Origin of the sequence: Paramicrobacterium humi (genome assembly GCF_900105715.1) — a bacterium.
Lineage (GTDB): Bacteria > Actinomycetota > Actinomycetes > Actinomycetales > Microbacteriaceae > Paramicrobacterium > Paramicrobacterium humi.
Window position 1 is genome coordinate 2363968 of sequence record NZ_FNRY01000001.1, and the last position, 22783, is coordinate 2386750.

General features: G+C 68.3%; 23 protein-coding genes. 13 read left to right on the plus strand and 10 right to left on the minus strand.

Annotated features, from left to right (window positions below):
* Nucleotides 1-2 precede the first annotated feature (2 nt).
* The 4 genes from BLV49_RS11780 to BLV49_RS11795 form a co-directional block, all read right to left on the minus strand.
* On the minus strand, nucleotides 3-923 hold the full coding sequence (locus BLV49_RS11780) for an AAA family ATPase (RefSeq protein WP_434061457.1): 921 nt from the start codon (nucleotides 921-923) through the stop codon (nucleotides 3-5).
* A gap of 133 nt (nucleotides 924-1056) precedes the next feature.
* Nucleotides 1057-2244 (minus strand): DUF4350 domain-containing protein, encoded by a 1188-nt coding sequence (locus tag BLV49_RS11785; RefSeq protein WP_176980832.1) that lies wholly within the window; start codon nucleotides 2242-2244, stop codon nucleotides 1057-1059.
* Complete coding sequence (locus BLV49_RS11790) at nucleotides 2241-2894, minus strand: DUF4129 domain-containing protein (RefSeq protein ID WP_091184489.1); 654 nt, start codon at nucleotides 2892-2894, stop codon at nucleotides 2241-2243. The genes BLV49_RS11785 and BLV49_RS11790 overlap by 4 nt, the downstream gene beginning before the upstream one ends.
* Nucleotides 2891-4177 (minus strand): glycerophosphoryl diester phosphodiesterase membrane domain-containing protein, encoded by a 1287-nt coding sequence (locus BLV49_RS11795; RefSeq protein WP_091184492.1) that lies wholly within the window; start codon nucleotides 4175-4177, stop codon nucleotides 2891-2893. Before BLV49_RS11795 ends, BLV49_RS11790 begins: the two co-directional genes overlap by 4 nt.
* 178 nt (nucleotides 4178-4355) lie before the next feature.
* Between BLV49_RS11795 and mtrA the strand changes: the two genes are divergently transcribed.
* The 6 genes from mtrA (at nucleotide 4356) to secA (ending at nucleotide 12899) form a co-directional block, all read left to right on the plus strand.
* The gene (gene mtrA / locus BLV49_RS11800; RefSeq protein WP_091184497.1) at nucleotides 4356-5039 is read left to right on the plus strand and encodes an MtrAB system response regulator MtrA; all 684 of its coding nucleotides are present in this window, start codon (nucleotides 4356-4358) and stop codon (nucleotides 5037-5039) included.
* Nucleotides 5040-5042: 3 nt separating this feature from the next.
* Nucleotides 5043-6674, plus strand: coding sequence for an MtrAB system histidine kinase MtrB (mtrB, locus tag BLV49_RS11805; protein WP_245723631.1), 1632 nt, complete (start codon nucleotides 5043-5045; stop codon nucleotides 6672-6674).
* A complete protein-coding gene (locus tag BLV49_RS11810) occupies nucleotides 6671-8344 on the plus strand; it encodes an LpqB family beta-propeller domain-containing protein (RefSeq protein WP_091184501.1) in 1674 nt (557 codons plus the stop codon). The genes mtrB and BLV49_RS11810 overlap by 4 nt, the downstream gene beginning before the upstream one ends.
* A gap of 87 nt (nucleotides 8345-8431) precedes the next feature.
* Nucleotides 8432-9145, plus strand: a complete 714-nt coding sequence (locus tag BLV49_RS11815) for a ComF family protein (RefSeq protein WP_091184505.1) — start codon at nucleotides 8432-8434, stop codon at nucleotides 9143-9145.
* A 91-nt stretch (nucleotides 9146-9236) separates the two neighbouring features.
* On the plus strand, nucleotides 9237-9887 hold the full coding sequence (hpf, locus tag BLV49_RS11820; protein ID WP_091187270.1) for a ribosome hibernation-promoting factor, HPF/YfiA family: 651 nt from the start codon (nucleotides 9237-9239) through the stop codon (nucleotides 9885-9887).
* 174 nt (nucleotides 9888-10061) lie between these two features.
* Nucleotides 10062-12899: a preprotein translocase subunit SecA gene (secA, locus tag BLV49_RS11825; protein WP_091184509.1), complete on the plus strand. Its 2838-nt coding sequence runs from the start codon at nucleotides 10062-10064 to the stop codon at nucleotides 12897-12899.
* A gap of 14 nt (nucleotides 12900-12913) precedes the next feature.
* On the opposite strand, the gene BLV49_RS11830 is transcribed toward secA, so the two are convergent.
* Nucleotides 12914-13384: an Rv3235 family protein gene (locus tag BLV49_RS11830; protein WP_245723632.1), complete on the minus strand. Its 471-nt coding sequence runs from the start codon at nucleotides 13382-13384 to the stop codon at nucleotides 12914-12916.
* A 216-nt stretch (nucleotides 13385-13600) separates the two neighbouring features.
* On the opposite strand from BLV49_RS11830, the gene BLV49_RS11835 reads away from it, so the two are divergent.
* The gene (locus BLV49_RS11835; RefSeq protein WP_091184512.1) at nucleotides 13601-14209 is read left to right on the plus strand and encodes a hypothetical protein; all 609 of its coding nucleotides are present in this window, start codon (nucleotides 13601-13603) and stop codon (nucleotides 14207-14209) included.
* Between the two features lie 5 nt (nucleotides 14210-14214).
* Here the strand turns inward: BLV49_RS11835 and BLV49_RS11840 are convergent, their stop codons facing one another.
* Nucleotides 14215-14493 (minus strand): helix-turn-helix domain-containing protein, encoded by a 279-nt coding sequence (locus BLV49_RS11840; protein WP_091184515.1) that lies wholly within the window; start codon nucleotides 14491-14493, stop codon nucleotides 14215-14217.
* Between the two features lie 87 nt (nucleotides 14494-14580).
* Between BLV49_RS11840 and BLV49_RS11845 the strand changes: the two genes are divergently transcribed.
* From BLV49_RS11845 to BLV49_RS11855, 3 genes are read left to right on the plus strand one after another with little or no spacing between them, the layout of a single operon-like run.
* Nucleotides 14581-15240 (plus strand): SAF domain-containing protein, encoded by a 660-nt coding sequence (locus BLV49_RS11845; RefSeq protein ID WP_176980833.1) that lies wholly within the window; start codon nucleotides 14581-14583, stop codon nucleotides 15238-15240.
* A gap of 1 nt (nucleotide 15241) precedes the next feature.
* Nucleotides 15242-16543: a CpaE/TadZ family protein gene (locus tag BLV49_RS11850; RefSeq protein ID WP_091184522.1), complete on the plus strand. Its 1302-nt coding sequence runs from the start codon at nucleotides 15242-15244 to the stop codon at nucleotides 16541-16543.
* The gene (locus tag BLV49_RS11855; RefSeq protein ID WP_091184526.1) at nucleotides 16522-18024 is read left to right on the plus strand and encodes a sensor histidine kinase; all 1503 of its coding nucleotides are present in this window, start codon (nucleotides 16522-16524) and stop codon (nucleotides 18022-18024) included. The genes BLV49_RS11850 and BLV49_RS11855 overlap by 22 nt, the downstream gene beginning before the upstream one ends.
* Nucleotides 18025-18074: 50 nt before the next feature.
* Here the strand turns inward: BLV49_RS11855 and BLV49_RS11860 are convergent, their stop codons facing one another.
* The gene (locus BLV49_RS11860; protein WP_091184530.1) at nucleotides 18075-18323 is read right to left on the minus strand and encodes a WhiB family transcriptional regulator; all 249 of its coding nucleotides are present in this window, start codon (nucleotides 18321-18323) and stop codon (nucleotides 18075-18077) included.
* Between the two features lie 240 nt (nucleotides 18324-18563).
* Here BLV49_RS11860 and BLV49_RS11865 point away from each other — a divergent pair, with 240 nt between their 5' ends.
* Complete coding sequence (locus BLV49_RS11865; protein WP_091184533.1) at nucleotides 18564-18926, plus strand: hypothetical protein; 363 nt, start codon at nucleotides 18564-18566, stop codon at nucleotides 18924-18926.
* A gap of 11 nt (nucleotides 18927-18937) precedes the next feature.
* Here the strand turns inward: BLV49_RS11865 and bcp are convergent, their stop codons facing one another.
* From bcp to aroA, 3 genes are read right to left on the minus strand one after another with little or no spacing between them, the layout of a single operon-like run.
* Nucleotides 18938-19417 (minus strand): thioredoxin-dependent thiol peroxidase, encoded by a 480-nt coding sequence (gene bcp, locus BLV49_RS11870; protein WP_091184535.1) that lies wholly within the window; start codon nucleotides 19415-19417, stop codon nucleotides 18938-18940.
* A 13-nt stretch (nucleotides 19418-19430) separates the two neighbouring features.
* Nucleotides 19431-20471 carry a ribosome small subunit-dependent GTPase A gene (rsgA, locus tag BLV49_RS11875; protein WP_091184538.1) on the minus strand — a complete coding sequence of 347 codons (1041 nt, stop codon included), beginning with the start codon at nucleotides 20469-20471 and terminating at the stop codon, nucleotides 19431-19433.
* On the minus strand, nucleotides 20468-21838 hold the full coding sequence (aroA, locus tag BLV49_RS11880) for a 3-phosphoshikimate 1-carboxyvinyltransferase (RefSeq protein WP_091184542.1): 1371 nt from the start codon (nucleotides 21836-21838) through the stop codon (nucleotides 20468-20470). The genes rsgA and aroA overlap by 4 nt, the downstream gene beginning before the upstream one ends.
* 96 nt (nucleotides 21839-21934) lie before the next feature.
* Between aroA and BLV49_RS11885 the strand changes: the two genes are divergently transcribed.
* Entirely contained in the window at nucleotides 21935-22546 is a 612-nt protein-coding gene (locus BLV49_RS11885) for a sigma-70 family RNA polymerase sigma factor (RefSeq protein WP_176980834.1), read from the plus strand.
* Nucleotides 22543-22782, plus strand: coding sequence for a zf-HC2 domain-containing protein (locus BLV49_RS11890; RefSeq protein WP_091184549.1), 240 nt, complete (start codon nucleotides 22543-22545; stop codon nucleotides 22780-22782). The genes BLV49_RS11885 and BLV49_RS11890 overlap by 4 nt, the downstream gene beginning before the upstream one ends.
* The last annotated feature ends 1 nt before the right edge of the window (nucleotide 22783 follow it).

The window sequence follows — 22783 nt, forward strand, 5'->3', positions numbered from 1 at the left end:
TGCTAGATCGGAACCTGGACCTGCTGCATGACCGAGTGCAGGATCGTGTCGACGGAGACGCCCTCGAGCTCGGCCTCGGGCCGCAGCTGCAGCCGGTGCCGCCAGACGGGCACGAGCATCGCCTGCACGTGATCGGGCGTGATCGAGGAGTAGCCCGTGAGCCACGCCCACGCCTTCGTCGCCGCGAGCAGCGCCGTCGTGCCGCGCGGACTCACGCCGATGCGCACCGAGGGGCTGTGCCGCGTCGCGCGGGCCAGGTCGACGAGGTAGGCGAGCACGTCGTCGCTCACGCGCACCGCGGCAGCGGCATCCTGAGCGGCCGCGATCTCGTCGGCCGTGACTACAGCGGTCACTCCCGCCGCGGCGAGGTCGCGCGGGTTGAAGCCGTCGGCGTGCCGGCGCAGCACCTGCACCTCGGTGTCGCGCTCGGGCACGTCGAGAACGAGCTTCATGAGGAAGCGGTCGAGCTGCGCCTCGGGGAGCGTGTAGGTGCCCTCGTACTCGATCGGGTTCATCGTCGCCGCGACCATGAACGGCTCGGGCAGCTTTCGCGTCACGCCGTCGGCGGAGACCTGGCGCTCCTCCATGGCCTCGAGCAGCGAGGACTGCGTCTTCGGCGGCGTGCGGTTGATCTCGTCGGCGAGCATGATGTTCGTGAACACCGGTCCCTCACGGAACTCGAACTCGCCTTGCTTCGCGTCGTAGACGAGCGAGCCGGTGACGTCTCCCGGCATGAGGTCCGGCGTGAACTGCACGCGCTTCGTGTCGAGCGAGAGCGAGGCGCTGAGCGAGCGCACGAGCAGCGTCTTCGCGACGCCGGGCACGCCCTCGAGGAGCGCGTGCCCGCGCGCGAGCAGCGCGACGACGAGTCCCGTGACTGCGGCTTCCTGGCCCACGACGGCCTTCCCCACCTCGGTGCGCACGCGCGTGAACCGCTCGCGCAGCTCGGCGTGCGGGTCGTGCGGCGCGGGCTCGGGGGAGCGGATGCCGCGGTCGGCGGTGTCGCCGGTGCGCTCTGCTGCTGCGGCTGGCCGGGAGGGACGGGTGGCGGGTTCGTCATTTCTTCATTCTTCCGGTTTCGTCGGTTGCGGTGAAAACGCGGCGTTCGAGGTCGGCGAGGGAACCGGAGAGCGCCATGAGCTCGGCGTCGCCGCCCGGCACAGCGTCGATGAGGACGCGCCGCACCTCGGTGGGGTGCTCGCCGACGACGGATGCCGCCTGATCGGCGATCTGCCACACGGTCGCAGCCTGCGGCATCCCGAGCATGCGGGCGAGCCGACCTGCCGTGCCGATGCGCAAGGCGTCGAGGGCCCGGAGCCGCGCGCCGCTCCGGGCGTAGATGCGGGCGCGGCCCTCCATCGTCTCGCGAGCGGGAACGGTGACCGGCAGCTGCTCGACGACGACCGGGCCGAAACGGCGGCCGCGCCACACCATCGCCCCGATCGCCGTCAGGGCGAGAAGCGTCGTCACGGGAACGAGCCAGTCGGGAGTCAGCTCGCCGAGGCTCGGCAGCTCGTCGCCGCCCGCCGCGTCGGCGATGCTCGGCAGGTACCAGACGAGCGTGTCGGTGCCGCCGAGCAGGTTGAGCGCGAGCGCGGCGTTGCCGCCGTGCAGGATGCGCTCGTTCGTGAACGCGCCCGCGTTGCCGACGATCGTCGTCGCGCTGCCCGAAAGCGCGACGAGGCCGAAGCGGTCGTCGCCGACGGGGAAGCAGCCGGTCGCCGCCGCGTTCGTGATGCGGTACGTCGCGAACGGCTCGCTCGACTGTGCGTTGACGGCAGCGGGAACGTCGCACTTGGCATCGACGGGAGCCGCGTCATCGGCTTCCGTTCCGCCCGCGAGCACCCCAGGGGCGATCGTGCGCAGGTCGAGGAAGCCGGGCTCCACGAGCACCGTGCGCGCCGCGCTCGCCCGGAGATCCGCGAGAGCCTCGGGGTCGAGGAAGCCGCTCGCATCGTAGACGAGCAGCGTCGCGTCCGAGCCGGCGAGGGCCCTGGCGGCATCAGCTCTGTTGTCGACGGCCGTCACTCGCACCCCGTGATCGCCGAGCACGTTCACGAGAGCCTGCGCGCCCGTCGGCGCCGCGCTGTCCGCCTGCAGGCGCTGCGTCGTGCGGGAGCCGCCGCCGGAGAGCGCGATGACGAGCACGGCGATGAGGAGCGCACCGATGCCGCAGACAATCCAGAACGCGCTGCGGCGCAGTCCCGTACGCACCGTCGGGGTCGTGGCGGGAGTAGCGGTCACGTCGCTCGAACCTCCGCCTCAGGCATTCGCGGTGCGAGCGCCTGCACGCGGCCGTCAAGCTCGGCGATCTGGGCGTACTGCTCGCGACCGGCCGGCACGTCGAGGTAGCGGACCTGGTCGAAGACGGATGCCGCCAGGCGCAGCCCGTCGGCCTCGGCCGGGAACGCGTCGGCCGCCTGCCGTGCCACGCCGTTCGCCGTCGTGCCGGGATCCACGACGACGATCGTGCGCTCGGCGAGTCCGCGCGTGAGCCCCCGGAACGCGTCGAGCACCGCGGACTCCCAGTCCGCGCGGGCGGCCTCGTCGCGAGCGTGCTGACGCAGCTCTCGCGCGGTGCGCACGTCGTCGTCGCCGAAGAGACCGACAGTGTTCGCGGCGGCGCGGTTGCGGCGCGGCATTCCCCAGATCACGAGCGCCGTGACGACGGCGGCGACGACGAGCAGCACGATGATCACGGGAACCCACGCGGCGAGAGTTCCGTCGCCGGGCACGAGAAGCGAGTTCAGCCACTCGCGGATCGCCTGCGCGATCCGGTCGAGAAGGGTCGGCTGCGCCGCCGTGTACTCGGGATTCGACAGTTCGCGAACGAGCCAGTCGTACGCCTGCTGCCGGTCAGGATCGAGCGGGGGCTGGTCGCCGACAATGATCATCGACCGGTCCGCGGCAGGTACGGATCGGGCACACTGGAATCGCCGATCTGGCGAGCCTCGACGTAGCGGACAAGTTCGAGGTCGAGTCCCTCTCGCCGCATCCGCAGGTCGATGTAGATGAGCGCGACGGCCGCCGACTGAACGACGGCGGTTATCGCTGCGATGACGACCGTGACGAGCACGACGACGAGCTCCGCGACGAGGAAGAAGGCGATCGAGCCTTCGGGCGACGATCCCGTGGGGTCGAGGACCGCGGGCACGAATCCGACGAGCAGGCTGATCGGGGTCGTGATCACTTGCGCGGCGATGCCGAGAATGGCGGCGATCAGGAACAGCACTCCGAACGTCTTCCAGAAGCTGCCGTTTGTGAGCTGCCACGACCGCGCGACGGCGACGCGCAGCGGAGCGCGTTCCATCACGATCGCGCTCGGCACGACAGCGAGCTTCGTGAACAGCCAGATGCCGAGAGCGATCAGGGCGAGCGCGCCGAGGACGATGAGGATGATGCCCGCAGCGATGCCGCCACCGCCTTGCACGATGAGCAGGGCGCCGAGACCGCCGACGATTCCGAGGGCGACGAGTACCGCGAGCGAATACAGGAGCGTCCAGAGCAGCAGGCGCCCGATGTGCGGCCACGTCGCCTTCCACAGCGCACTCATGCGCAGCTTCTCGCCCACCGTGCCGCGCGCGACGTCGCTCACGACGACGCCCTGCACGAACACCGAGCCGATGTACGAGACGAGGATCGGCACGATCGCGGCGAGGATGATGCTGAGGACGGCGCCCGAGGTGATCTCCTCGACGTCGTCGGCCGAGGCCTGGTCGATGCGAGAGAGCGACACGAACGTCACGACGCCCATCACGAGCACCGTCAGAAGCATCGTGATGCCCTGCACGATGAGGGCGCTGCCGACCGTCGCCTTCGGGTTGCGCCGAAGCACTTGGAACGGTGCGCCCATGAGCGTGCCGAAGCCGAGCGGGCGGAGCGGGATGAGCCCGGGTTTCGGCGGCGGCGCCCAGCCGGCGGATGCCGCGGGCTGCGGCCCCGGGAACGGGTTTCGCCCGTACGGGTCTCCGTAAGGCGGTTGCTGCCCGTACGGCGGCTGCTGCCCGTACGGCGGCTGCTGGCCGTAGGGCTGCGGCGGCGGGTACGGTTGCTGACCATAGGCCGGTGGCGGCGGGGGAGACTGCTGCTGGCCGGGAGCCGGCGGGATGCGCTGACCGTAGCGGGGCTGCTCGTCCGGTTCACCCGACGGCGGCTGCCATGTTCCGTTGTCGCTCACGCGGCCTTGCTCCTCTCGACGCTCGCGTCGCGGGGTCGTCCCTCTCCCACAGTGTCCCACTCTGTCACACGGCGGGCCGCCGCGGCGCGTTTCAACGGCCGGTTCGCGGGAGTACGTCAGATAGCCTTGGAAAACGAGAGAACCTACTGGTGCCCGACCAGAAACGAGATCGAGACAAATGAACCCCCGAATCCTTGTTGTCGACGATGACACAGCGCTCGCGGAGATGATCGGAATCGTGCTGCGCACGGAGGGCTTCGAGCCGGTGTTCTGCGCCGACGGAGCCGCGGCCCTCGGCGAGTTCCGCCAGTCCAAGCCCGACCTCGTGCTTCTCGACCTCATGCTGCCCGGCGCCGACGGTATCGAAGTGTGCACGCGCATCCGGCAGGAGTCGGGGGTTCCGATCATCATGCTCACGGCGAAGTCCGACACGGCCGACGTTGTCCGTGGCCTCGAGTCGGGCGCTGATGACTACATCGTGAAGCCGTTCAATCCGAAAGAGCTCGTCGCGCGCGTGCGCACGCGGCTGCGTCCCGCGTCGGAGTCGGGCCAGGAGACGCTCGAGATCGCCGACCTGAGCGTCGACGTCGCTGGACACGAGGTTCGGCGCGGAGACACGAAGATCAATCTCACTCCGCTGGAGTTCGACCTGCTGCTCACGCTCGCGTCGAAGCCGCAGCAGGTGTTCACGCGCGAGATGCTCCTCGAACAAGTGTGGGGATACCACTACAAGGCCGACACCCGACTCGTGAACGTGCACGTGCAGCGGCTGCGCGCAAAGATCGAGCACGACCCCGACAATCCACGCATCGTCACGACCGTGCGCGGCGTCGGGTATCGGGCGGGCGCGTCAGGCGCGTAAGCGATGTCGCTGCTCACGCAGCTCTCGGGGCGAGCCGCCACCGGGATGCGCACCTGGCTCCATCGGCTGAGGGAGCTGTGGCGACGTTCGCTCCGGTTCCGGACGGTGTCGATAACGATGTGCCTGACTCTCGTGGCCGTGCTGGCCTCCGGGGTGTACATGTCGCTGAGTGTGCGCAATGACCTGTTCGCCTCGCGGCTGGCCCAAGTGCTCGACGACTCGAGCCGCACGATGAATTCGGTGCAGCGGCTCTTCGACTCGGCAGACATCAACGATCGCGTCGCCATCACCGCAGTCATGAACACCGTGCGCAATCAGCTCGCCGCGACCTCGTCGAGCCAGCTGATCGCCGGCTACCGAGCGCCGGGGCAGGAGTACAGCCCCTACGCGCCCCAGGGTTTCCGGAGCTCCGAGCTCGCTGGCGGCGTGCTCACCAGCCAGCTGCGCGAGACCGTGCAGGAGGGAACGGGCAAGCAGTGGTGGCAGTCGGTCACCCTCACGGGCGATCAGGGCGAAGCCCCCGGCGTCATCGTCGGACAACTGGTCGATGTTCCGGGTGCCGGACAGTACGAGTTCTACATCGGCTTCGACCTGACCGACTCGGAGCAGACGCTCACGTTCCTGCAGCAGACCATGCTCATCGTCGGACTCTCCCTCCTGCTTCTCGTCGGCGCAGTGGCCTGGGTCGTCGTGCGGCTCGTCGTCAAGCCCATCACCGTCGCGGCCGAGACGAGCCAGCGGCTCGCGGCGGGCGAACTCGAAGTGCGCATGCGCGAGAGCGGGGACGACGAGCTCGCGACCCTCGCCCGCTCATTCAACGGCATGGCGGGCAGCCTTCAGCAGCGCATCCGGGAGCTCGCCGAGCTTTCGCTCGTTCAGCAGCGGTTCGTGTCGGACGTGTCCCACGAGCTGCGCACGCCACTGACCACGATCCGGCTCGCCGATGACGTCATCTACGACCAGCGGCACTCCTTCCCGCCCGCGACGACGCGGACCGCCGAGCTCTTGCATACGCAAGTCGAAAGGTTCGACCTGCTGCTCAACGACTTGCTCGAGATCAGCCGATACGACGCGGGTTCCGTGCAGCTCGAACTGGAGCCCACGAACCTCGCCAACCTTGCGGCCGACTGCATCGAGGGCATGGAGGCCCTCGCGGCCGAGCGCGGTTCGGACATCCGCTTGGTGGCTCCCGGCGGCCACGGCGATGTCGAGATGGATCCCCGCCGCATCCGGCGCATCGTGCGCAACCTCCTCGGCAACGCGATCGAGCACGGCGAGAGCAAGCCCATCGTCGTCACGGTCGACAGCGACGCGGAGAGCGTGTCGCTCGCGGTCCGCGACTACGGTCTCGGAATGAGCGAGTTCGACGTCGAGCACGTCTTCGACCGGTTCTGGCGGGCAGACCCCTCCCGGCGGCGCACGATCGGCGGCACGGGCCTCGGCCTGTCGATCTCGACGGAGGATGCCGCCCTGCACGGAGGAATCCTGGACGTCTGGTCTCGCCCCGGAGAGGGCAGCAACTTCCGGCTCACGCTGCCTCGCAGCCCGGGGGAGCCCGTGTCGTCGTTCCCGCTGCCGCTCGTGCCGCCGGACGCGGACGGATCCGCGGCCCTCGGCCGGACGGAGGACGCATGAGACGATTTACGGCGCTCGTCGCTCTCGTCGTCGGCATCGCTCTGCTCACCGGCTGCGCGGGCATTCCGCGGAACGGTGCCGTGCGGCCCGGAAACCCGGTCAGCGACGACGATGGCGGAGCCGACGTCACGCTCATCGCCGACGCGCCGGTCCCCGGCGCATCGCAGCAGGACCTTCTGCGCGGCTTCATCGCCGCCGCCTCGAGCCCGCTCAACAACTACAGCGTCGCGCGACTGTTCCTCGCTCCCGACTTCCAGCTCGAGTGGAACCCGGACGCGTCGGTCACGCTCGACGACCCGAGCACCCGCACCTTCACGCAAGTCACCGACACGGCGATCGAAGTCGGCATCGTGCCGCGCGCCACCGTCGACTCCCTCGGCGTCTACTCGGAGCGGAGCGGTGAGGGCCAGGCGAAGCTCGACTACAGCTTCACGAAGGTCGACGGGGAGTGGCGCATCACCTCGGCGCCCGACGGCATCGTTCTCGAACAGTCCCTGTTCGAGACGGTTTTCGACGAGCACGCCCTGCAGTTCTTCGACCCGCAGTGGAGCACGTTCGTCCCCGACCTGCGCTGGTTTCCGTCTGGGAGCTCCACGGCGACGCGCGTGGTCACAGCCCTGCTCGACGGGCCGAGCGCGTGGCTCGCGCAATCGGTGACGACCGCCTTCCCCGACGGCACGAAGCTCGCGCGCAGTTCCGTCCCCGTGACGAACGGGGAGGCCCAAGTCGACCTGAGCCGCGAGGCGTTGAGCGCCGACGACATCGCCCGAGAGCGAATGAAGGCGCAGCTCGTCGCGAGCCTCGAGGGCGTCGCTGGTGCGGGACTCGTGTCGATCCTCATCGACGGTCAGGCGATCGACGTGCCGTCGCTCACCGTGCGTCGCCCGCACGTCGACAGCCGGCCCCTCATCATGACCGACGACGCCTTCGGCTACGCGAGCGGCGGACGCATCGACACGATTGCGGGGCTGTCCAACAGCATCCGTGCGCTGAAGCCGAGTGCCGTCGCGATGAACAGCGAGAACGATCAGGCGGCGGTGCTCGCCGCGGGAGGCGTCTACTCGGTATCCAGGGGCGCGGACCCGCTCGCCGTGGACACCCGCAAGGGGCTCATCGCGCCGACAATCGACGACCGGGGCTTCGTCTGGAGCGTGCCTACCTCACATCCGGGCAAAGTGCAGGCGCACGCCCCTGACGGAGCGGCCTTCGAGGTGCAGAGCAATTGGCCGGAGGCCTCGAGCATCATCGCGCTCGAGCTCTCCCGCGACGGCACGCGCGTGGTTGCCCTCATCGAATCCGGCGGTTCCGCACAGCTGCTGCTCGCCGGGGTGCGCCGCAGCGCCGAAGGGGTTCCCGTGTCGATCGGGGAGACCGTTCCGTTCCCGGTTCCCGACGGCGATGCCGTCACGGCGACCTGGGTCGACGACCGCACGGTCGCCGTCATGAGCGCGGACGGCTCGAGTCTCATCCGCCTCATCGAGCTCGGCGGTCCCTCCGAGACGCTCGCGCCCGTCGACGGGGTGGTGCAGATCGTGGGCGGCAACAGCGCTGACGACATCGTCGCGCTGAACGCGGACGGCGAGCTGCTCAGCCGGCGTGGAACCGGCTGGCAGGTCTCTCATGACGGCGTGCACTTCATCGCGACCCAGCAGGGATCTCCCTCCGGCTGACTCTGCACAGGCTGCCTCCGGGAACGGTTCTCCTCAGCGCAGGCCGGTTCCCTCCCGCGTTGCCACGTGAGGCGCGACGATCGATCCATGGCTCGTCATGCCAGCCTGCCGTGGCCGCGCTCGCTCATCCAGTCGATTGGTCGTGCCCTCGCGCGGTCCGCGTCGGAGGCCGTCGCGCTCGTATTCCCCGTGGCGTGCGCAGGCTGCGGAACAGCGGATGCCGCCGTCTGCGGCCCCTGCAAGAGCGAGCTGCTGTCCGGCGTACTGCGGCGCGAGGTCGCCGGCACACTCGTCTTCAGCGCCGCCGCGTACCTCGGGCCGGTCAAGCGGATGCTCCTCGCCTTCAAACGTCACGGACGCACGGATGCCGCTGGCGCGCTCGCCGCGGGGCTCGCTCGCGCGATCGACGCGGCGCTCGAGGCGAGCGAGGGTGGGGGCGTCGAGCTCGTCCCCGTGCCCGCGACCCGTCGCGGCGACAGGGCCAGAGGCTATCGTCCCGTGGAACTGATGCTCAAGCGCGCCGGCTATCGGCCGTCCCGCGTGCTGCGGTGGAAGAGGCGCCCGCGAGACCAGATCGGCCTCGGCATCCGCTCCCGGAATGAGAATCTGGGGCAGGCGCTCGGGCCGAGGCGCGAGCTCGCCGGCCGACGCTTCATCGTCATCGACGACGTCGTCACGACCGGCGCCACACTGGCCGAGGCCGTGCGCGCCGTGCGAGAGGGAGGCGGCCACGTGGTGGCCTGCGCGACGGTTGCGAGCACTCCGCGACGCCGCGACTCACCGGGCGGAATCGAGGCGTGACAAGCCAGCAGGCTCAGGCTACGGTGTAGGAAAAGGCGTGAAAGGATCGCCCGGGAACCAGGCGATTCGCACGCCGGATCCGGAGGTCGCCGTGGAAACTAACATCGTCGGAATTGGCCTGGGAATCACCGATCGCTTCCATGACTACGTGGAAGAAAAAGCGGAGAAGATTACCCACCTCACTGATCGCGTCATCGCGTTCGAAGTCAAGGTCAGTCGCCACATCGACAAGAGCGGGAAGAACGGAGACGATCGCGTCGAGCTGACGGTCGTCGGTCCGGGACCCCTCGTGCGCGCCGAAGCGGCGGCGCAGGACAAATACGCCGCGTTTGATATCGCCATCGACAAGCTCCTCGAGCGAATACGGCGAGCGAAGGAGCGTCGCCAGGGCCGCCGAGGGAAGAAGCGCACGTCGCTGCACGCCGCCGCGACGGGCCAGTTCGCCGCCGTCGGCCTCACTCCGGCCCCCGCCGACGTACTCGAGAGAGTTCGGGCAGGCGAAGCGCCCGCCGCCGAGGAAGAGGTCGAGGAAGCGTACTGCCCGGTCGTGATCCGCCAGAAGACGTTCCCCGCGGAATGGATGACCGTCGACGACGCGGTCGATCGAATGGAACTCGTCGGACACGACTTCTTCCTCTTCATCGACGCGCGAACCGATCGCCCCAGTGTGGTGTACCGCCGGAAAGGCTGGGACTACGGCGTCATCGAGCTCGCGGAGGAAGCCGAGTCGAAGGGCGCATAGCTTTTGAGCGAAGCCGGACGGTACCCGAACGGGTGCCGTCCGGCTTTCGAGTGTTCAGGGCGCACAAAGCGCGCTGTCGCTAACATGGGTACGATCGGCGAAGCTCGATCGATACCGACCGTGCCTGGCGCGGGTCCGGGCGCCGTGGCGCCGTGAACAAAGTGGAGTGCATTAGTGGCCTCAGTACTGGAAAAGATGCTTCGCGTCGGCGAGGGACGACTCCTTCGCCGCCTGCAGAGCTATGCGAAGGCGGTGAACGCCCTCGAGGAGGACTTCGCCGAACTCAGCGATGAGGAACTGAGGAACGAGACGGGCGAACTCCGCGAGCGCTACGACAAGGGAGAGTCCCTCGACCACTTGCTTCCCGAGGCGTTCGCGGCGGTCCGCGAAGCGGCGAAGCGGACACTCGGCATGCGGCACTTCGACGTGCAGCTCATGGGCGGCGCCGCCCTCCATCTCGGAAACATCGCCGAGATGAAGACCGGTGAGGGAAAGACCCTCGTCGCTACCCTTCCCGCGTACCTCAACGCGATCACCGGCAAGGGCGTCCACATCATCACCGTCAACGACTTCCTCGCGAGCTACCAGTCGGAGCTCATGGGTCGTGTCTTCCGCGCCCTCGGCATGACGACGGGCGTCATCGTCTCCGGCCAGACCCCCGATGTGCGGCGCAAGCAGTACGAAGCGGACATCACCTACGGGACGAACAACGAGTTCGGCTTCGACTACTTGCGCGACAACATGGCCTGGCAGCAGGACGGCCTTGTGCAGCGCGGCCACAACTACGCCATCATCGACGAGGTCGACTCCATCCTCATCGACGAGGCGCGCACTCCGCTGATCATCTCCGGCCCCTCCTCGGGCGAGGCCAATCGCTGGTTCGCCGAGTTCGCGCGCATCGCGAACAGCCTCACGGCCGGCGAGGACTACGAGGTCGACGAGAAGAAGCGCACAGTCGGCGTTCTCGAGCCGGGCATCGAGAAGGTCGAGGACTACCTCGGCATCGACAACCTCTACGAGTCGGCGAACACGCCGCTCATCTCCTTCCTCAACAACGCGATCAAGGCGAACGCGCTGTTCAAGAAGGACAAGGACTACGTCGTCATGAACGGCGAAGTGATGATCGTGGACGAGCACACCGGCCGCATCCTCGTGGGCCGCCGCTACAACGAGGGAGTGCACCAGGCGATCGAGGCGAAGGAAGGCGTTCCGGTCAAGGCCGAGAACCAGACCCTCGCCACAGTGACGCTTCAGAACTACTTCCGCATGTACGACAAGATCGCCGGAATGACCGGTACGGCCGAGACCGAGGCCGCCGAGTTCATGTCGACCTACAAGCTCGGCGTCGTCGCGATCCCGACGAACAAGCCGATGCAGCGCCTCGACCAGGCCGATCTCGTGTACAAGTCGGAGGAAGCCAAGTTCGCGCACGTCGTGGAAGACATCGCGGAACGCCACGAAGCCGGGCAGCCGGTTCTCGTCGGCACCACGAGCGTCGAGAAGAGCGAGTACCTCTCTCGCCTGCTCGCGAAGAAGGGCGTGCGCCACGAAGTGCTCAACGCCAAGAACCACGCTCGTGAGGCGGCGATCGTCGCACAGGCCGGACGCCTCGGCGCCGTTACCGTCGCGACGAACATGGCCGGCCGCGGAACGGACATCATGCTCGGCGGAAACGCCGAGTTCCTTGCCGTGCAGGAGATGTCCGAACTGGGGCTGTCCACGACGGACACTCCCGACGAGTACGAAGAGAAGTGGGACGAGGTCTTCGACCGCGTGAAGGCGAAGGTGCAGGAGGAGGCCGACAAGGTCGTCGATGCCGGCGGACTCTACGTCCTCGGCACCGAGCGGCACGAGTCGCGCCGCATCGACAACCAGCTGCGCGGGCGCTCGGGCCGTCAGGGCGACCCCGGTGAGAGCCGGTTCTACCTCTCGCTCCAGGACGACCTGATGCGACTGTTCAACTCCGGCGCGGCCGAGAGCCTCATGTCGCGAGGCGTGCCCGACGACGTCGCCATCGAGTCGAAGGTCGTCAGCCGCGCCATCCGGTCCGCGCAATCGCAAGTGGAGTCTCGCAACGCGGAGATCCGCAAGAACGTGCTCAAGTACGACGACGTCCTCAACCGACAGCGTGAGGCCATCTACACCGATCGTCGCCGGATTCTCGAGGGTGACGACTTGCACGAGCGCGTCCAGGTCTTCCTCGACGATGTCATCGACGAAGTTCTCGACGAGCACATCGGCGAAGGCAACGGAGACGACTGGGACTTCGACGCGCTCTGGTCCGAGCTCAAGACGCTCTACCCGATCGGTCTGACCATCGACGAGGTCGTGCAGGAGGCCGGCTCACGCGGGCGCGTGAATCGCAGCTTCGTCCAGCGCGAGATACTCTCCGACGCGAAGCTCGCGTACCAGGCACGGGAGGAGAAGCTCGGCTCGCCGGCGATGCGTGAGCTCGAGCGTCGTGTGGTGCTTCAGGTGATCGACCGCCGGTGGCGCGACCACCTGTATGAGATGGATTACCTCAAGGACGGTATCGGCTTGCGCGCCATGGCTCAGCGCGACCCCCTCGTGGAGTACCAGCGCGAAGGTTTCGCCCTGTTCCAGCAGATGATGGGCCAGATCCGGGAAGAGTCCGTCGGCTACCTCTTCAACCTCGAAGTCGAAGTGGGGCAGCCCGACAAGGCCGAGGGCGAAGTCTCGCCCGTCGTCGTCGCCAAGGGGCTCACGCGAACGGACGCGGAGACCGAGAAGCTCAGCTATTCCGCCTCGAACGAGGATGGCGAGGTCGAGGTGCGCAATCAGCGCGGCCAGATCGAGAAGGGTGCGACGACGAAGGCCCAGCGCGCGGCGAACGAGAAGAACGGCGCTCGTCCCGCCGCGACGCCGCAGCAACCGCGTCAGGCGAGTCAACGTCAGCAGCCCGCGAAGCGTGGCGCCTTCGGTCAGAGCACGGCGGGCGCGGAAGAGCCGAGCAATCGGGCGGAGCGGCGGGCGCAGCAGCGTAAGAAGTAGGCGGTCGGTCGGCGTCAGAGGACGCCGATCGAGGTGGCGCGCCAGCGGCGGTCGATGCCCTCGAGGCGGATCGCGACCGCGCGGGCGCGCGCCTTCCCGGCCTGCACCATCACGACGGCCTCGCACACGTCATCGACGGGCGTCTGCATGTGAACGCGTCCGATTCGGACGACGGGCAACGCGGGATGCTGACGTTTGAGCATCCGCGCGCGGGCCGCTATCGACGTCTGCATGAGGAGCTTCTGGTAGACGTCCTCGCTGATCCAACGCGCAAGCTGTTCGAGATCGCGGGCCCCGTGGAGGACCTCGATGACGCTTCGCGTGAGATTGATCAGCAGCCGTTCGGGATCGGGGAGCTCCGATGCGCTCGTGCGAATGTAGGTGAAGTCGCTGTCGGCGTCTGGCGCTCCGCATCGGGCCGGGCGACCCCGCGGCTCCGGTCCGTTTCCGCTGGAACGCTGCGCTGCGCTGCTGTTTGTCATCATGTCTCCGGCAGGGAATGCGGGATGGGATGCGGGGGATGGGGCGGCTGGTGGCGAGGGACGCATCGCAAGCGACACGGTGAGGCGCTGACCCCCGTCCGGGGGCCGTGTGGTAATGATCAGCTACTCAACCAGCCTTGAGCGGTGCTTGTAAAGAGCGTCGCACGAATCTGTGGATAACTTCCCGCCGCCGATCGTCGGCGGCTATTCTCGAGCACCATGAGATGGGACAGCCTGTTCGACGACCTCGAAAGCCAGCTCGAATGGGAACGCTCCGCAGAGGATCTCGAGCTGCGTGCGGAGGAGGAGCGGCTGCGGCTCGGTCGCCTCAGCCTCCGGGACAGGCTCATCGGCATCGGCCCGGATGAGAGCTCGGGACGGCCCGCCGGCACCGCGGTGCGACTGATCCTGCGCAGCGGGCGAACGGTGAGCGTCCTGCCGACGACGTTCGGCAGGGACTGGATCGCCGCGGATCTCGTTCGAGCGCACGGGGTGCCCGGCGGATGCATCATCCCGCTGTCGGGAATCGCCTCCGTGCTGCTGGCCGCCGACGACGTCGAACGGAGTCTCTCGGTGCGAGAGCCCGTCCAGCGCGGCCCGCGCATCACCGACCGCATCGGGCTCCCGTTCGTTCTCCGGGATCTGTGCCGGCGGCGCAGCTATGTCACCGTGTGCGATTCAACCGGCCACGTCGGCGGCACGCTCGATCGCGTCGCTCGTGACCACGTCGACGTCGCTGTGCATCCGCGCGGCACGCCGCGACGCGCGAGCGAAGTCACGCAGATCAGGATCGTCGCGCTCGCCGGCATCGAGCTCGTGGAGCTCTGAGCGGATCACCGCTTGCGCGGACGGCCGTCCTCGAGGTCGTGCACGCTCGCGGCATCCGCCTGCTGCCACAGGCTCATGCGTCGAGCCTCTTCGTACTTCGCCTCGATGTAGTCCTCGAGCACGCGCCGTTCGATTCGCCAGCGCTTCGGAGAGCCGACGCTGATCGCGGGGAGCTCCGCCGATCGGATGAGCTCAAGGACCTCCGCCGCAGAGATGTTGAGGATCTCTGAAGCGTCAGCGACCGTGAGGAAGCGCCCGATCGAGTCGGGGGAGATGGGGTCCATGCCTCGATTATCCCGACTCAGCCTGTGCGAATTGTGGCTTGTGGATAACTTTTCCGCGGGTGCCTCGATATTGGCACGATGGTCAGCATGTCCCAGCAATTCGGAACCCCGTCTGCGGCGCCGACGCGTGCGGCGCCGACGCGTGCGGTGCGAAGGCGTTTCTGGTTCGATCCGCGGTTCGTCATCGGCATCGTCCTCGTGGTCGTGTCGGTGTTCGGAGTGTGGTTCGTCGTCAGCACGAACGACAAGACGATCGCCGTGTACTCCGCCGCGTCGACATTGACGCCCGGAACGGTGCTGAGCGACGACGACCTCGTCGTCACGCACGTGAGACTCGGCGCCGTCGAGGGCAACTACGTGCTCAGCGGCGCCCTGCCCGGAGCAGGCGCGCTTCTGACCCGCACGATCCCGAAGGGGGAGCTTCTGCCGCGCTCCGCGATAACCGACGCGTCTTCCGTGGGCGTCTCTCCTGTGGTCGTGCATCTGGCCGGTGTGCTGCCCGCGTCCGTCGACACCGGGAGCGTCGTTGACACGTGGGCGGCGGAGCCCGTCGAGGGCGGCGGCTTCGGCCAGCCCGTCGTCATCGTCGACGGCGCGACCGTCAACCGCGTCATCGAAGACGACGCCATGGTCGGCGGAGCCCAGGTGAGCGTTGAGCTGCTCGTGCCGAAGGGCGACGTCGCGACGGTGCTCGCCGCCGTCGCGAACGGCCATGCGCTCTCCCTCGTCCCGCGGGCGGTGAGCTGAGATGGTGCGGCTGGTCATCGCGCTTGACCGTGACACCGAGGAACGGCTCATCGAGGGCCTCCTCGAGCGCGGTCACGACATCCTCGCGCGTCTCGGGGCCTTCGATGACATCGCGGCCGCGATCGAGCGCACGGCTCCGGACGTGCTGCTCATCGACGCGGAGATGCTGGATGCCGAGCTGCTCGGGAGCTGCGACGGCGACCGCGTCCGCGTCGTCGCGCTCACCGGAGATGAAGAGCAGCGACGAAAGCTCGCACGCCTCGGATTGCGCGAGCACGCTGCGAAGACCGCTGCACTCGACGCGATCGACGATCTCCTCACCGGTGCGGTGCTCGAGAGCGGCGATGCTGACGCGCCTCAGCGGGGGAGCGTCACGGCCGTCTGGGGACCAGCCGGCGCACCGGGTCGCTCGACCGTCGCCATCGGTCTCGCGCTCGAGCTCGCGAGTGCGGGCGGCCGCGTCGCGCTCGTGGACGCTGACACGTGGGGCGCCTCGATTGCGCCCATGCTCGGCATGCTCGACGAGTCGCCCGGCTTCGCCGCGGCGTGCCGCCTCGCCGGTCAGGGCGCGCTCACGACGGAAGAGCTCGAGCGCGTGAGTCAGCGCTACCCCGTGTCGCAAGGCAGCCTGAGCGTGCTCACGGGTCTCACGCGCACGAGCCGCTGGCCCGAGCTCACGGAAGAACGCGTTCGACTCACGCTCGAGGTCTGCCGCACGTGGGCGGAGCACATCATCGTCGACACGGGCTTCAGCCTCGAGTCCGATGAGGAGATCTCGAGCGACCTCTTCGCACCCCGCAGGAACGCCGCGACGCTCACGTGTCTCCGCGGCGCGGAACGGGTCATCGCCGTCGGCCGCGCCGACCCGATCGGCCTCGGCCGGCTCCTGCGGCAGCATCCGGACCTGCTCGATGTCGTCGAAGGGGTTCCCGTGCGCGTCGTCATCAATCGTGTGCGCTCGGGCCCGATCGGCGTGGGCGCCGCGGCGCAGATCACGCGCACCCTCGAGCGGTTCGGCGGCATCGAGAAGCCGCTGCTGATCGCGCATGACGAGCGCGCGGCCGACGCCGCCGCGCTCGAGGGCCGCAGCCTTCGCGAGGTCGCCCCACGCTCTCCCGCGGCCGTCGCCATCCGCCGGCTCGCCCGGGAGATCATGCCGGATGCCGCCATGCCGCCATGCCGGCGAGCCGTCGAGAGCGTCGTGAGAGGGGCGGACTGCGACGGCTCGCGCGGAGACCGCTCCTGTCAGGCAACGCCACGTCGTCACCATAAACTGGATCAATGTCGACGCTCAGTGAACTGATTCTCGCGCAGGGCCGCTCCGATGAAGCGGACGTGGAATGGCTGCACATGCTCGTGGAGGACGCTCAGCTTCTCGCCGATCTCGCTTTCGCGGACATCGTGCTCTGGGTGCCCACACAGGACGACAGCTTCGTCGCCGTCTCCCACTATCGGCCGTCGAGTGCGGCGACGCTGTTCTATCGGGACTTCGTCGGCCAGCCGATCAAGCAGCAGTGGCGCGCGCAGGTCACTGAGGCCTTCGCGTCCGGGAAGATCATCGACTCCTCCGCTCCCGACTGGTACGAGGAGACCCCGACGCGCGTCATCGCCGTGCCGGTGAAGCGACGTCTCACCGCGGAGACGACAGAGACGACGAAACGGCCGATCGCCGTGCTCACTCGGCACACGAACCTGGGTGAGACGCGGTCGCCCAGCCGACAGGAGCGCACCTTCAACAATTGCGCGGCGGAGCTGTTCGGCATGATCGCGAGCGGCGACTTCCCCGACCTCTCGGCGCCCACCGGGCCGCGACGCGGCGCTCCGCGCGCGTCGGACGGCCTCTTGCGGCTCGATGTCGAGGGGGTCACGACGTTCGCGAGCCCGAACGCGCTGTCGGCGTTCTACCGCATGGGGTTCGAAGAGGAGCTCGAGGGCGAGTCGCTCGCCGAGGTGACGACGGAGATCCTGGGCAACCAGCAAGAGATCGACGAGTCGCTGCCGCTCGTCGTCACGGGCCGGGCGCCCTGGCGCACCGACATCGAGTCGCGCGGCGTGACCATCTCGCTCCGCTCGATCCCGCTGCGTGACAACGGAGAGCGCATCGGCGCGATCGTCCTGTGCAGGGACGTGACAGAGCTGCGGCACCGGGAGCGCGAGCTGCTCACGAAGGACGCGACGATCCGCGAGATCCACCACCGCGTGAAGAACAACCTGCAGACCGTCGCCTCGCTTCTGCGCATCCAGTCCCGCCGTGCTCACAGCGACGAGGCGAGCCACGCGCTCACGCAGGCGATGCGCCGCGTGACGGCCATCGCCGTCGTGCACGACACGCTCTCGGAAGGACTCGCGCAGGACGTCGACTTCGACGACGTCTTCGAACGCGTGCTCATGCTCATCGCGGAAGTCGCCTCCTCGCACAACACGACGGCGCACCCGAAGAAATCGGGGCAGTTCGGTGTGCTGCCGAGCGAGTACGCGACCCCGCTCGCCCTCGCGCTCACCGAACTCGTCACGAACGCCGTCGAGCACGGCCTCGCGGGACGCGAGGGAGAAGTCGAGATCTCGGCAGTGCGCTCGAGCCAGACGCTGTCCGTCACAGTCCGCGACAACGGCACGGGCCTTCCCGAGGGGCAGGTCGGCTCGGGCCTCGGCACGCAGATCGTTCGCACGCTCATCCAGGGCGAGCTCGGCGGGACGATCGACTGGCACACTGTCGTCGGCGAGGGCACCGAAGTCACGATCGATGTGCCGCTGCGGTTCATCGAGAATCCGAAGTCGCGCTGACACGCACGAAGGGCCGAGTCCGAAGACCCGGCCCTTCGTCAGGGATGGTGCTAGGAGGCGCGACGAGCGCGAGCCGCTCGACGCTTGAGCGCACGGCGCTCGTCTTCACTGAGTCCTCCCCAGACGCCCGAGTCCTGTCCGGTCTCGAGGGCGTACTGGAGGCAGATCTCCGTGACGGTGCAGGTGGCGCAAACGGCCTTCGCCTTCTCGATCTGGTCGACGGCCGGTCCCGTGTTGCCCACCGGGAAGAAAAGCTCCGGGTCGGCGGTGAGGCAAGCGGCTTTGTCGCGCCAGTCCATGGGTATGCTCCTTATGTTGTGCGAAGAACGCGACCGTATGACCGGTCGTGGGGGAATGGAGGACGAGTCAGGGGGAGATCCACTGATCGGGATCTGCTCACAACCCTGTGAACGAGCAACTCGACCTGCACAATCGTCGCATATCGGCACCGAACGATCAATAGTTTTGGATGGGATATTTCTGTGAGTAACCGTTTTGAAACGTCTCCGTCACCCTCTTCCGCTAGGCGTTCGCGGGCGGTGATCGTGCTCGCGGCACTCCTCGCTCTCGAGGCGCTCGCCATGATCGCCGTGCTCGTCGTTCTGCTCGTCGACCTCGCGACGCTCCGCCCCGATTCCTACGCCTCGGCGGTCGCTCTCGTCGTCATCGCGGCGATAGCGGCGATCTGGTTGTGCGCGGTCACTCTCGCCTTCTGGAGGGGACGCGCGTGGTCGCGGGCCGGAGCGTTCACGTGGCAGGTGATCCAGGTCGCGGTCGCGATCGGCGCCTTCCAGGGCGCGTTCGCTCAGCCTGGGATCGGCTGGGCGATTCTGCTCCCGTCGCTGCTCGGCGTCGTGCTGCTGCTGACGCGATCGGTCATCCAGCACACGCGACGCGCGTAGCGGCGAGGCCCCTACGCGGCGAGGCCGAGTTTTCGGCACAGCATTGCCACGTGGCCCTTCGCCTTCACGTTGTAGAGCGCGAGTTCTACGGTGCCGCTCTCGTCGATGACGATCGTGGAGCGCAGTGTTCCCGTGATGATCTTGCCGTAGTTGTTCTTCTCGCCGTAAGCGCCGTAGGCCCTGTGCACGACGAGATCCGGATCGGACAGCAGCGGGAACGTCAGGCCGTCGCGAGCGGCGAACGTCGCGAGCTTCTCCGGGGCATCCTTCGAGACGCCGAGCACCTGGTAGCCCGCGGCCCCGAGGGCGCCGAGGCTGTCACGGAAGTCGCACGCCTGCGTCGTGCAGCCGGGCGTCATCGCCGCCGGGTAGAAGTACAGGATGACTTTTCGCCCCGCGTAGTCGGCGAGAGAGACGGGCGCCGCGTTCTGATCGGGCAGGGTGAAGGACGAGGCGCTGTCGCCGGCGGACAGCCGAGGGTAGTCGGTCATGCCTCAAGCCTAGTCAGGCCGCGAGGGTCATGAGCAGCCGCTGGAGCGAGTCGAGGCGGGCCGCGCCGACGGCATCGAGACGCCCGCTCTCGGCGGCCTCGTTGAGTGAGCAGTCGGGAGCGTCGGGCAGGTGCGTGCAGCCGCGCGGACAGTCCTCGGCGATCTCGGCGAGATCAGGAAATGCGCCGATGATGTTGCTGGGATCCACGTGCCCGAGGCCGAAGGATCGAACGCCGGGAGTGTCGATGATCCAGCCGCGCCCCTCCGGGACGCTGAGTCGGTAGGAGACGGCGGACGAGGACGTGTGTCGCCCGCGGCCCGTGACCTTGTTTACGTGCCCCGTCGCCCGGTTGGCGCTCGGCACGAGTGCGTTGACGAGGGTCGACTTGCCGACGCCGGAGTGGCCGACGAACACGGTCGTGTGCCCCACGAGAAGCGACGTGATCTCCGCGACCGGCATCGCCTCGGTTCGACTCGTCAGCACCGTCAGCGGCAGTCCCGCGAAGGTGCGCAGGAACTCGGCCGGATCGGCGAGGTCCGTCTTCGTGACGACCATGAGGGGAGTGATGCCCGCATCGTACGCCGCGACGAGATAGCGATCGACGAGCCGGGCCCGGGGCTCCGGGTTGGCAGCGGCCACGACGATGAGCATCTGGTCCGCGTTCGCCACGATGATCCGCTCGACCTCGTCGGTGTCGTCGGCGCTCCGTCGCAGCAGCGTCGTGCGCTCCGAGATGCGCACGATGCGAGCGAGCGTTCCCTCATCGCCTGAGACGTCGCCGACGAGGTCCACTCGATCCCCGTTGACGATGGGCCGCTTCCGCAGTTCAGAGGCTCGGGATGCCGTGACCGCGCGTTCCGCGGGCGTGTCCTCGTCCACGAGCACGGTGTATCGGCCGCGGTCAACGGCCATGACGCGCCCGCTCGACGCGTCCTTGTGCGCCGGCCGGGTCTTCGTGCGAGGCCGGGTGCCGCGTCGGTTCGGGCGCACGTGCACGTCGGACTCGTCGAACAGCGGCTCGTCTTCGTCGTCGTCGCTGCCCCACCAGCTCATAGCAGTGTGATTCCCTTGGGTGTCGGCGCGACCATCTGCTGCCACAGCTCCGGGAACTCCGGCAGCGTCTTCGCCGTCGTGGCGATGTCAACGACCTCGACGCCCGGCGTGACGAGTCCGACGAGCGCGCCCGCTGTCGCGGTGCGGTGATCGTGGTAGCTGCGCCACACTCCGCCGTGCAGCGGTCTCGGTCGAACGGTGACGCCGTCCTCGTGCTCGGTGACGTCACCGCCGAGGCCGCCGAGCTCGGCCGCGATCGCGGCGAGCCGGTCGGTCTCGTGATGACGGATGTGCCCGATTCCGCGGAACCTCGACGGACCGTCAGCGAACGCCGAGAGGGCGATGAGGGTGGGCGCGAGCTCGCCGCCGTGCGTCAGATCCATGTCGACGGATCGGATGCTGCCGGGGCCGGTGACCGTGAGACGATCGCCGTCGCGGGTGACCGTCGCGCCGAACTCGGGAAGCAGGGTCGCCAGGTCGGCCCCGACTTGCGTCGTGTGCTCCGGCCAGCCCGTGATGGTGACGCGGCCGCCCGTGAGGACGGCGGCGGCGAGAAACGGCGCGGCGTTGGAGAGGTCTGGCTCGATCGCGACGTCCCGACCGGCGATCGAGCCGGGCGCGACGTGCCACACGCCCGGCTCGGGGGAGGAGGCGTCGACGCCGCGGGCGCGCAGGGCGGCGAGCGTCATGTCGATGTGTGGCGTGCTGGGGAGTCGTTCACCGTCGTGACGGAGAAGAAGACCGTTCTCGAAGCGGGCGGCGGAGAGCAGGAGGCCCGAGACGAATTGGCTCGACGCGGAAGCATCGATCGTCAGATCGCCTCCGGCGACGCGACCGGTGCCGTGCACGGTGAACGGCAGGGCGCGGGCCGACTCGTCGATGTCGACCCCGAGGCGTCTGAGCGCGTCGATCATCGTCACCATCGGCCGGGAACGGGCAGCCTCGTCGGCGTCGAACGTCGTGGGGCCGAGCGCGAGAGCAGCGACGGGCGGAACGAAGCGCATGACGGTGCCGGCGAGCCCGCAGTCGACAGTCGTCGAACCGATGAGCTCGCCCGGCGTGACGGCGAGGTCCGGGCCGAAGTCGCCCGTGGCATCCGTCTCGTCGATCCCAGCGCCGAGGGAGCGCAGGGCGACGACCATGTTCGTGCTGTCGCGCGAGTGCAGCGGTGCGCGCAGCCGGCTCGGCTCACCGGCAAGCGCGGAGAGCACGAGCTCCCGGTTGACGAGCGACTTGGAGCCGGGCAGCGACACGTCGGCATCGAGCGGAGCAGGCGCGGTGGGGGCCGCCCACAGCAGTTCTCCCTCGGTCACACGACGATCCCCGGTGAGCTGGTCGTCAGGCCCGGAATATTTCGATTCGAACATCGTTATCTAATGTATCGGCGAAAGCGTGAGAACGGAGGGAATATGGCGACAGCGCTGCTCGAGCGTCCGCGCGCCCTGGACGTAGACTTGGCCGTGATGAGCGCTCCAGAAGATTCCGCCCCGCCTCAAGATGCTGACCCGAGGGATCTGTTCGAGGAACAGGCGATGCCGTTCCTTGACCAGCTGTACGGCGCGGCCATGCGGATGACCAAGAACCCCGCCGACGCGCAGGACCTCGTGCAAGAGACGTTCGTGAAGGCGTATGCCGCGTTCGGCCAGTTCACGCAGGGCACGAATCTCAAGGCGTGGCTGTATCGCATCCTCACGAATACGTACATCAACATGTACCGCAAGAAGCAGCGGGAACCGTACCAGAGCGCGATCGACGACCTCGAGGACTGGCAGATGGGCGGCGCGGAGTCGACGACCGCCCCCTCGCATCGGTCGGCGGAGAGCGAAGCGATCGACCACATGCCCGACAGCGCGGTGAAGGAGGCTCTCCAGTCCATCCCGGAGGACTTCCGACTCGCCGTCTACCTCGCCGATGTCGAAGGCTTCTCCTATCAGGAGATCGCGGACATCATGAAGACGCCCATCGGAACCGTCATGAGCCGGCTGCACCGTGGCCGCCGGATGCTGCGGGACCACCTGACCGATTACGCCGTCGAACGCGGGATCACCGCCGCGACGGCAAGGAGCACGAAATGACCGACTGTGGATGCGAGAAAGCGCGCCGCGACCTCGAAGAATATCTCCGCAACGAGATCTGCCAGACCGACACCGCTGACATCCGCGCTCACTTGGCCGAGTGCGCGGAGTGCACGAAGGAAGCCCTCCTCGCGCGCACGCTCACCGAGGTCGTGCAGCGGGCCTGCCGGGAGACCGCGCCCGAAGAGCTGCGCGTGCAGGTCATCGCGCGACTGCGGAGCGCCACCGCGCACTGAG

Coding starts and splice junctions, on each gene's coding strand:
- BLV49_RS11790 (WP_091184489.1), bottom strand. CDS start 2,894: ATGATCATTGTCGGCGACCAGCCCCCGCTCGATCCTGACCGGCAGCAG.
- mtrA (WP_091184497.1), top strand. CDS start 4,356: ATGAACCCCCGAATCCTTGTTGTCGACGATGACACAGCGCTCGCGGAG.
- mtrB (WP_245723631.1), top strand. CDS start 5,043: ATGTCGCTGCTCACGCAGCTCTCGGGGCGAGCCGCCACCGGGATGCGC.
- BLV49_RS11810 (WP_091184501.1), top strand. CDS start 6,671: ATGAGACGATTTACGGCGCTCGTCGCTCTCGTCGTCGGCATCGCTCTG.
- BLV49_RS11815 (WP_091184505.1), top strand. CDS start 8,432: ATGGCTCGTCATGCCAGCCTGCCGTGGCCGCGCTCGCTCATCCAGTCG.
- BLV49_RS11830 (WP_245723632.1), bottom strand. CDS start 13,384: ATGATGACAAACAGCAGCGCAGCGCAGCGTTCCAGCGGAAACGGACCG.
- BLV49_RS11835 (WP_091184512.1), top strand. CDS start 13,601: ATGAGATGGGACAGCCTGTTCGACGACCTCGAAAGCCAGCTCGAATGG.
- BLV49_RS11840 (WP_091184515.1), bottom strand. CDS start 14,493: ATGGACCCCATCTCCCCCGACTCGATCGGGCGCTTCCTCACGGTCGCT.
- BLV49_RS11845 (WP_176980833.1), top strand. CDS start 14,581: ATGTCCCAGCAATTCGGAACCCCGTCTGCGGCGCCGACGCGTGCGGCG.
- BLV49_RS11850 (WP_091184522.1), top strand. CDS start 15,242: ATGGTGCGGCTGGTCATCGCGCTTGACCGTGACACCGAGGAACGGCTC.
- BLV49_RS11855 (WP_091184526.1), top strand. CDS start 16,522: ATGTCGACGCTCAGTGAACTGATTCTCGCGCAGGGCCGCTCCGATGAA.
- BLV49_RS11860 (WP_091184530.1), bottom strand. CDS start 18,323: ATGGACTGGCGCGACAAAGCCGCTTGCCTCACCGCCGACCCGGAGCTT.
- bcp (WP_091184535.1), bottom strand. CDS start 19,417: ATGACCGACTACCCTCGGCTGTCCGCCGGCGACAGCGCCTCGTCCTTC.
- rsgA (WP_091184538.1), bottom strand. CDS start 20,471: ATGAGCTGGTGGGGCAGCGACGACGACGAAGACGAGCCGCTGTTCGAC.
- aroA (WP_091184542.1), bottom strand. CDS start 21,838: ATGTTCGAATCGAAATATTCCGGGCCTGACGACCAGCTCACCGGGGAT.
- BLV49_RS11885 (WP_176980834.1), top strand. CDS start 21,935: ATGAGCGCTCCAGAAGATTCCGCCCCGCCTCAAGATGCTGACCCGAGG.
- BLV49_RS11890 (WP_091184549.1), top strand. CDS start 22,543: ATGACCGACTGTGGATGCGAGAAAGCGCGCCGCGACCTCGAAGAATAT.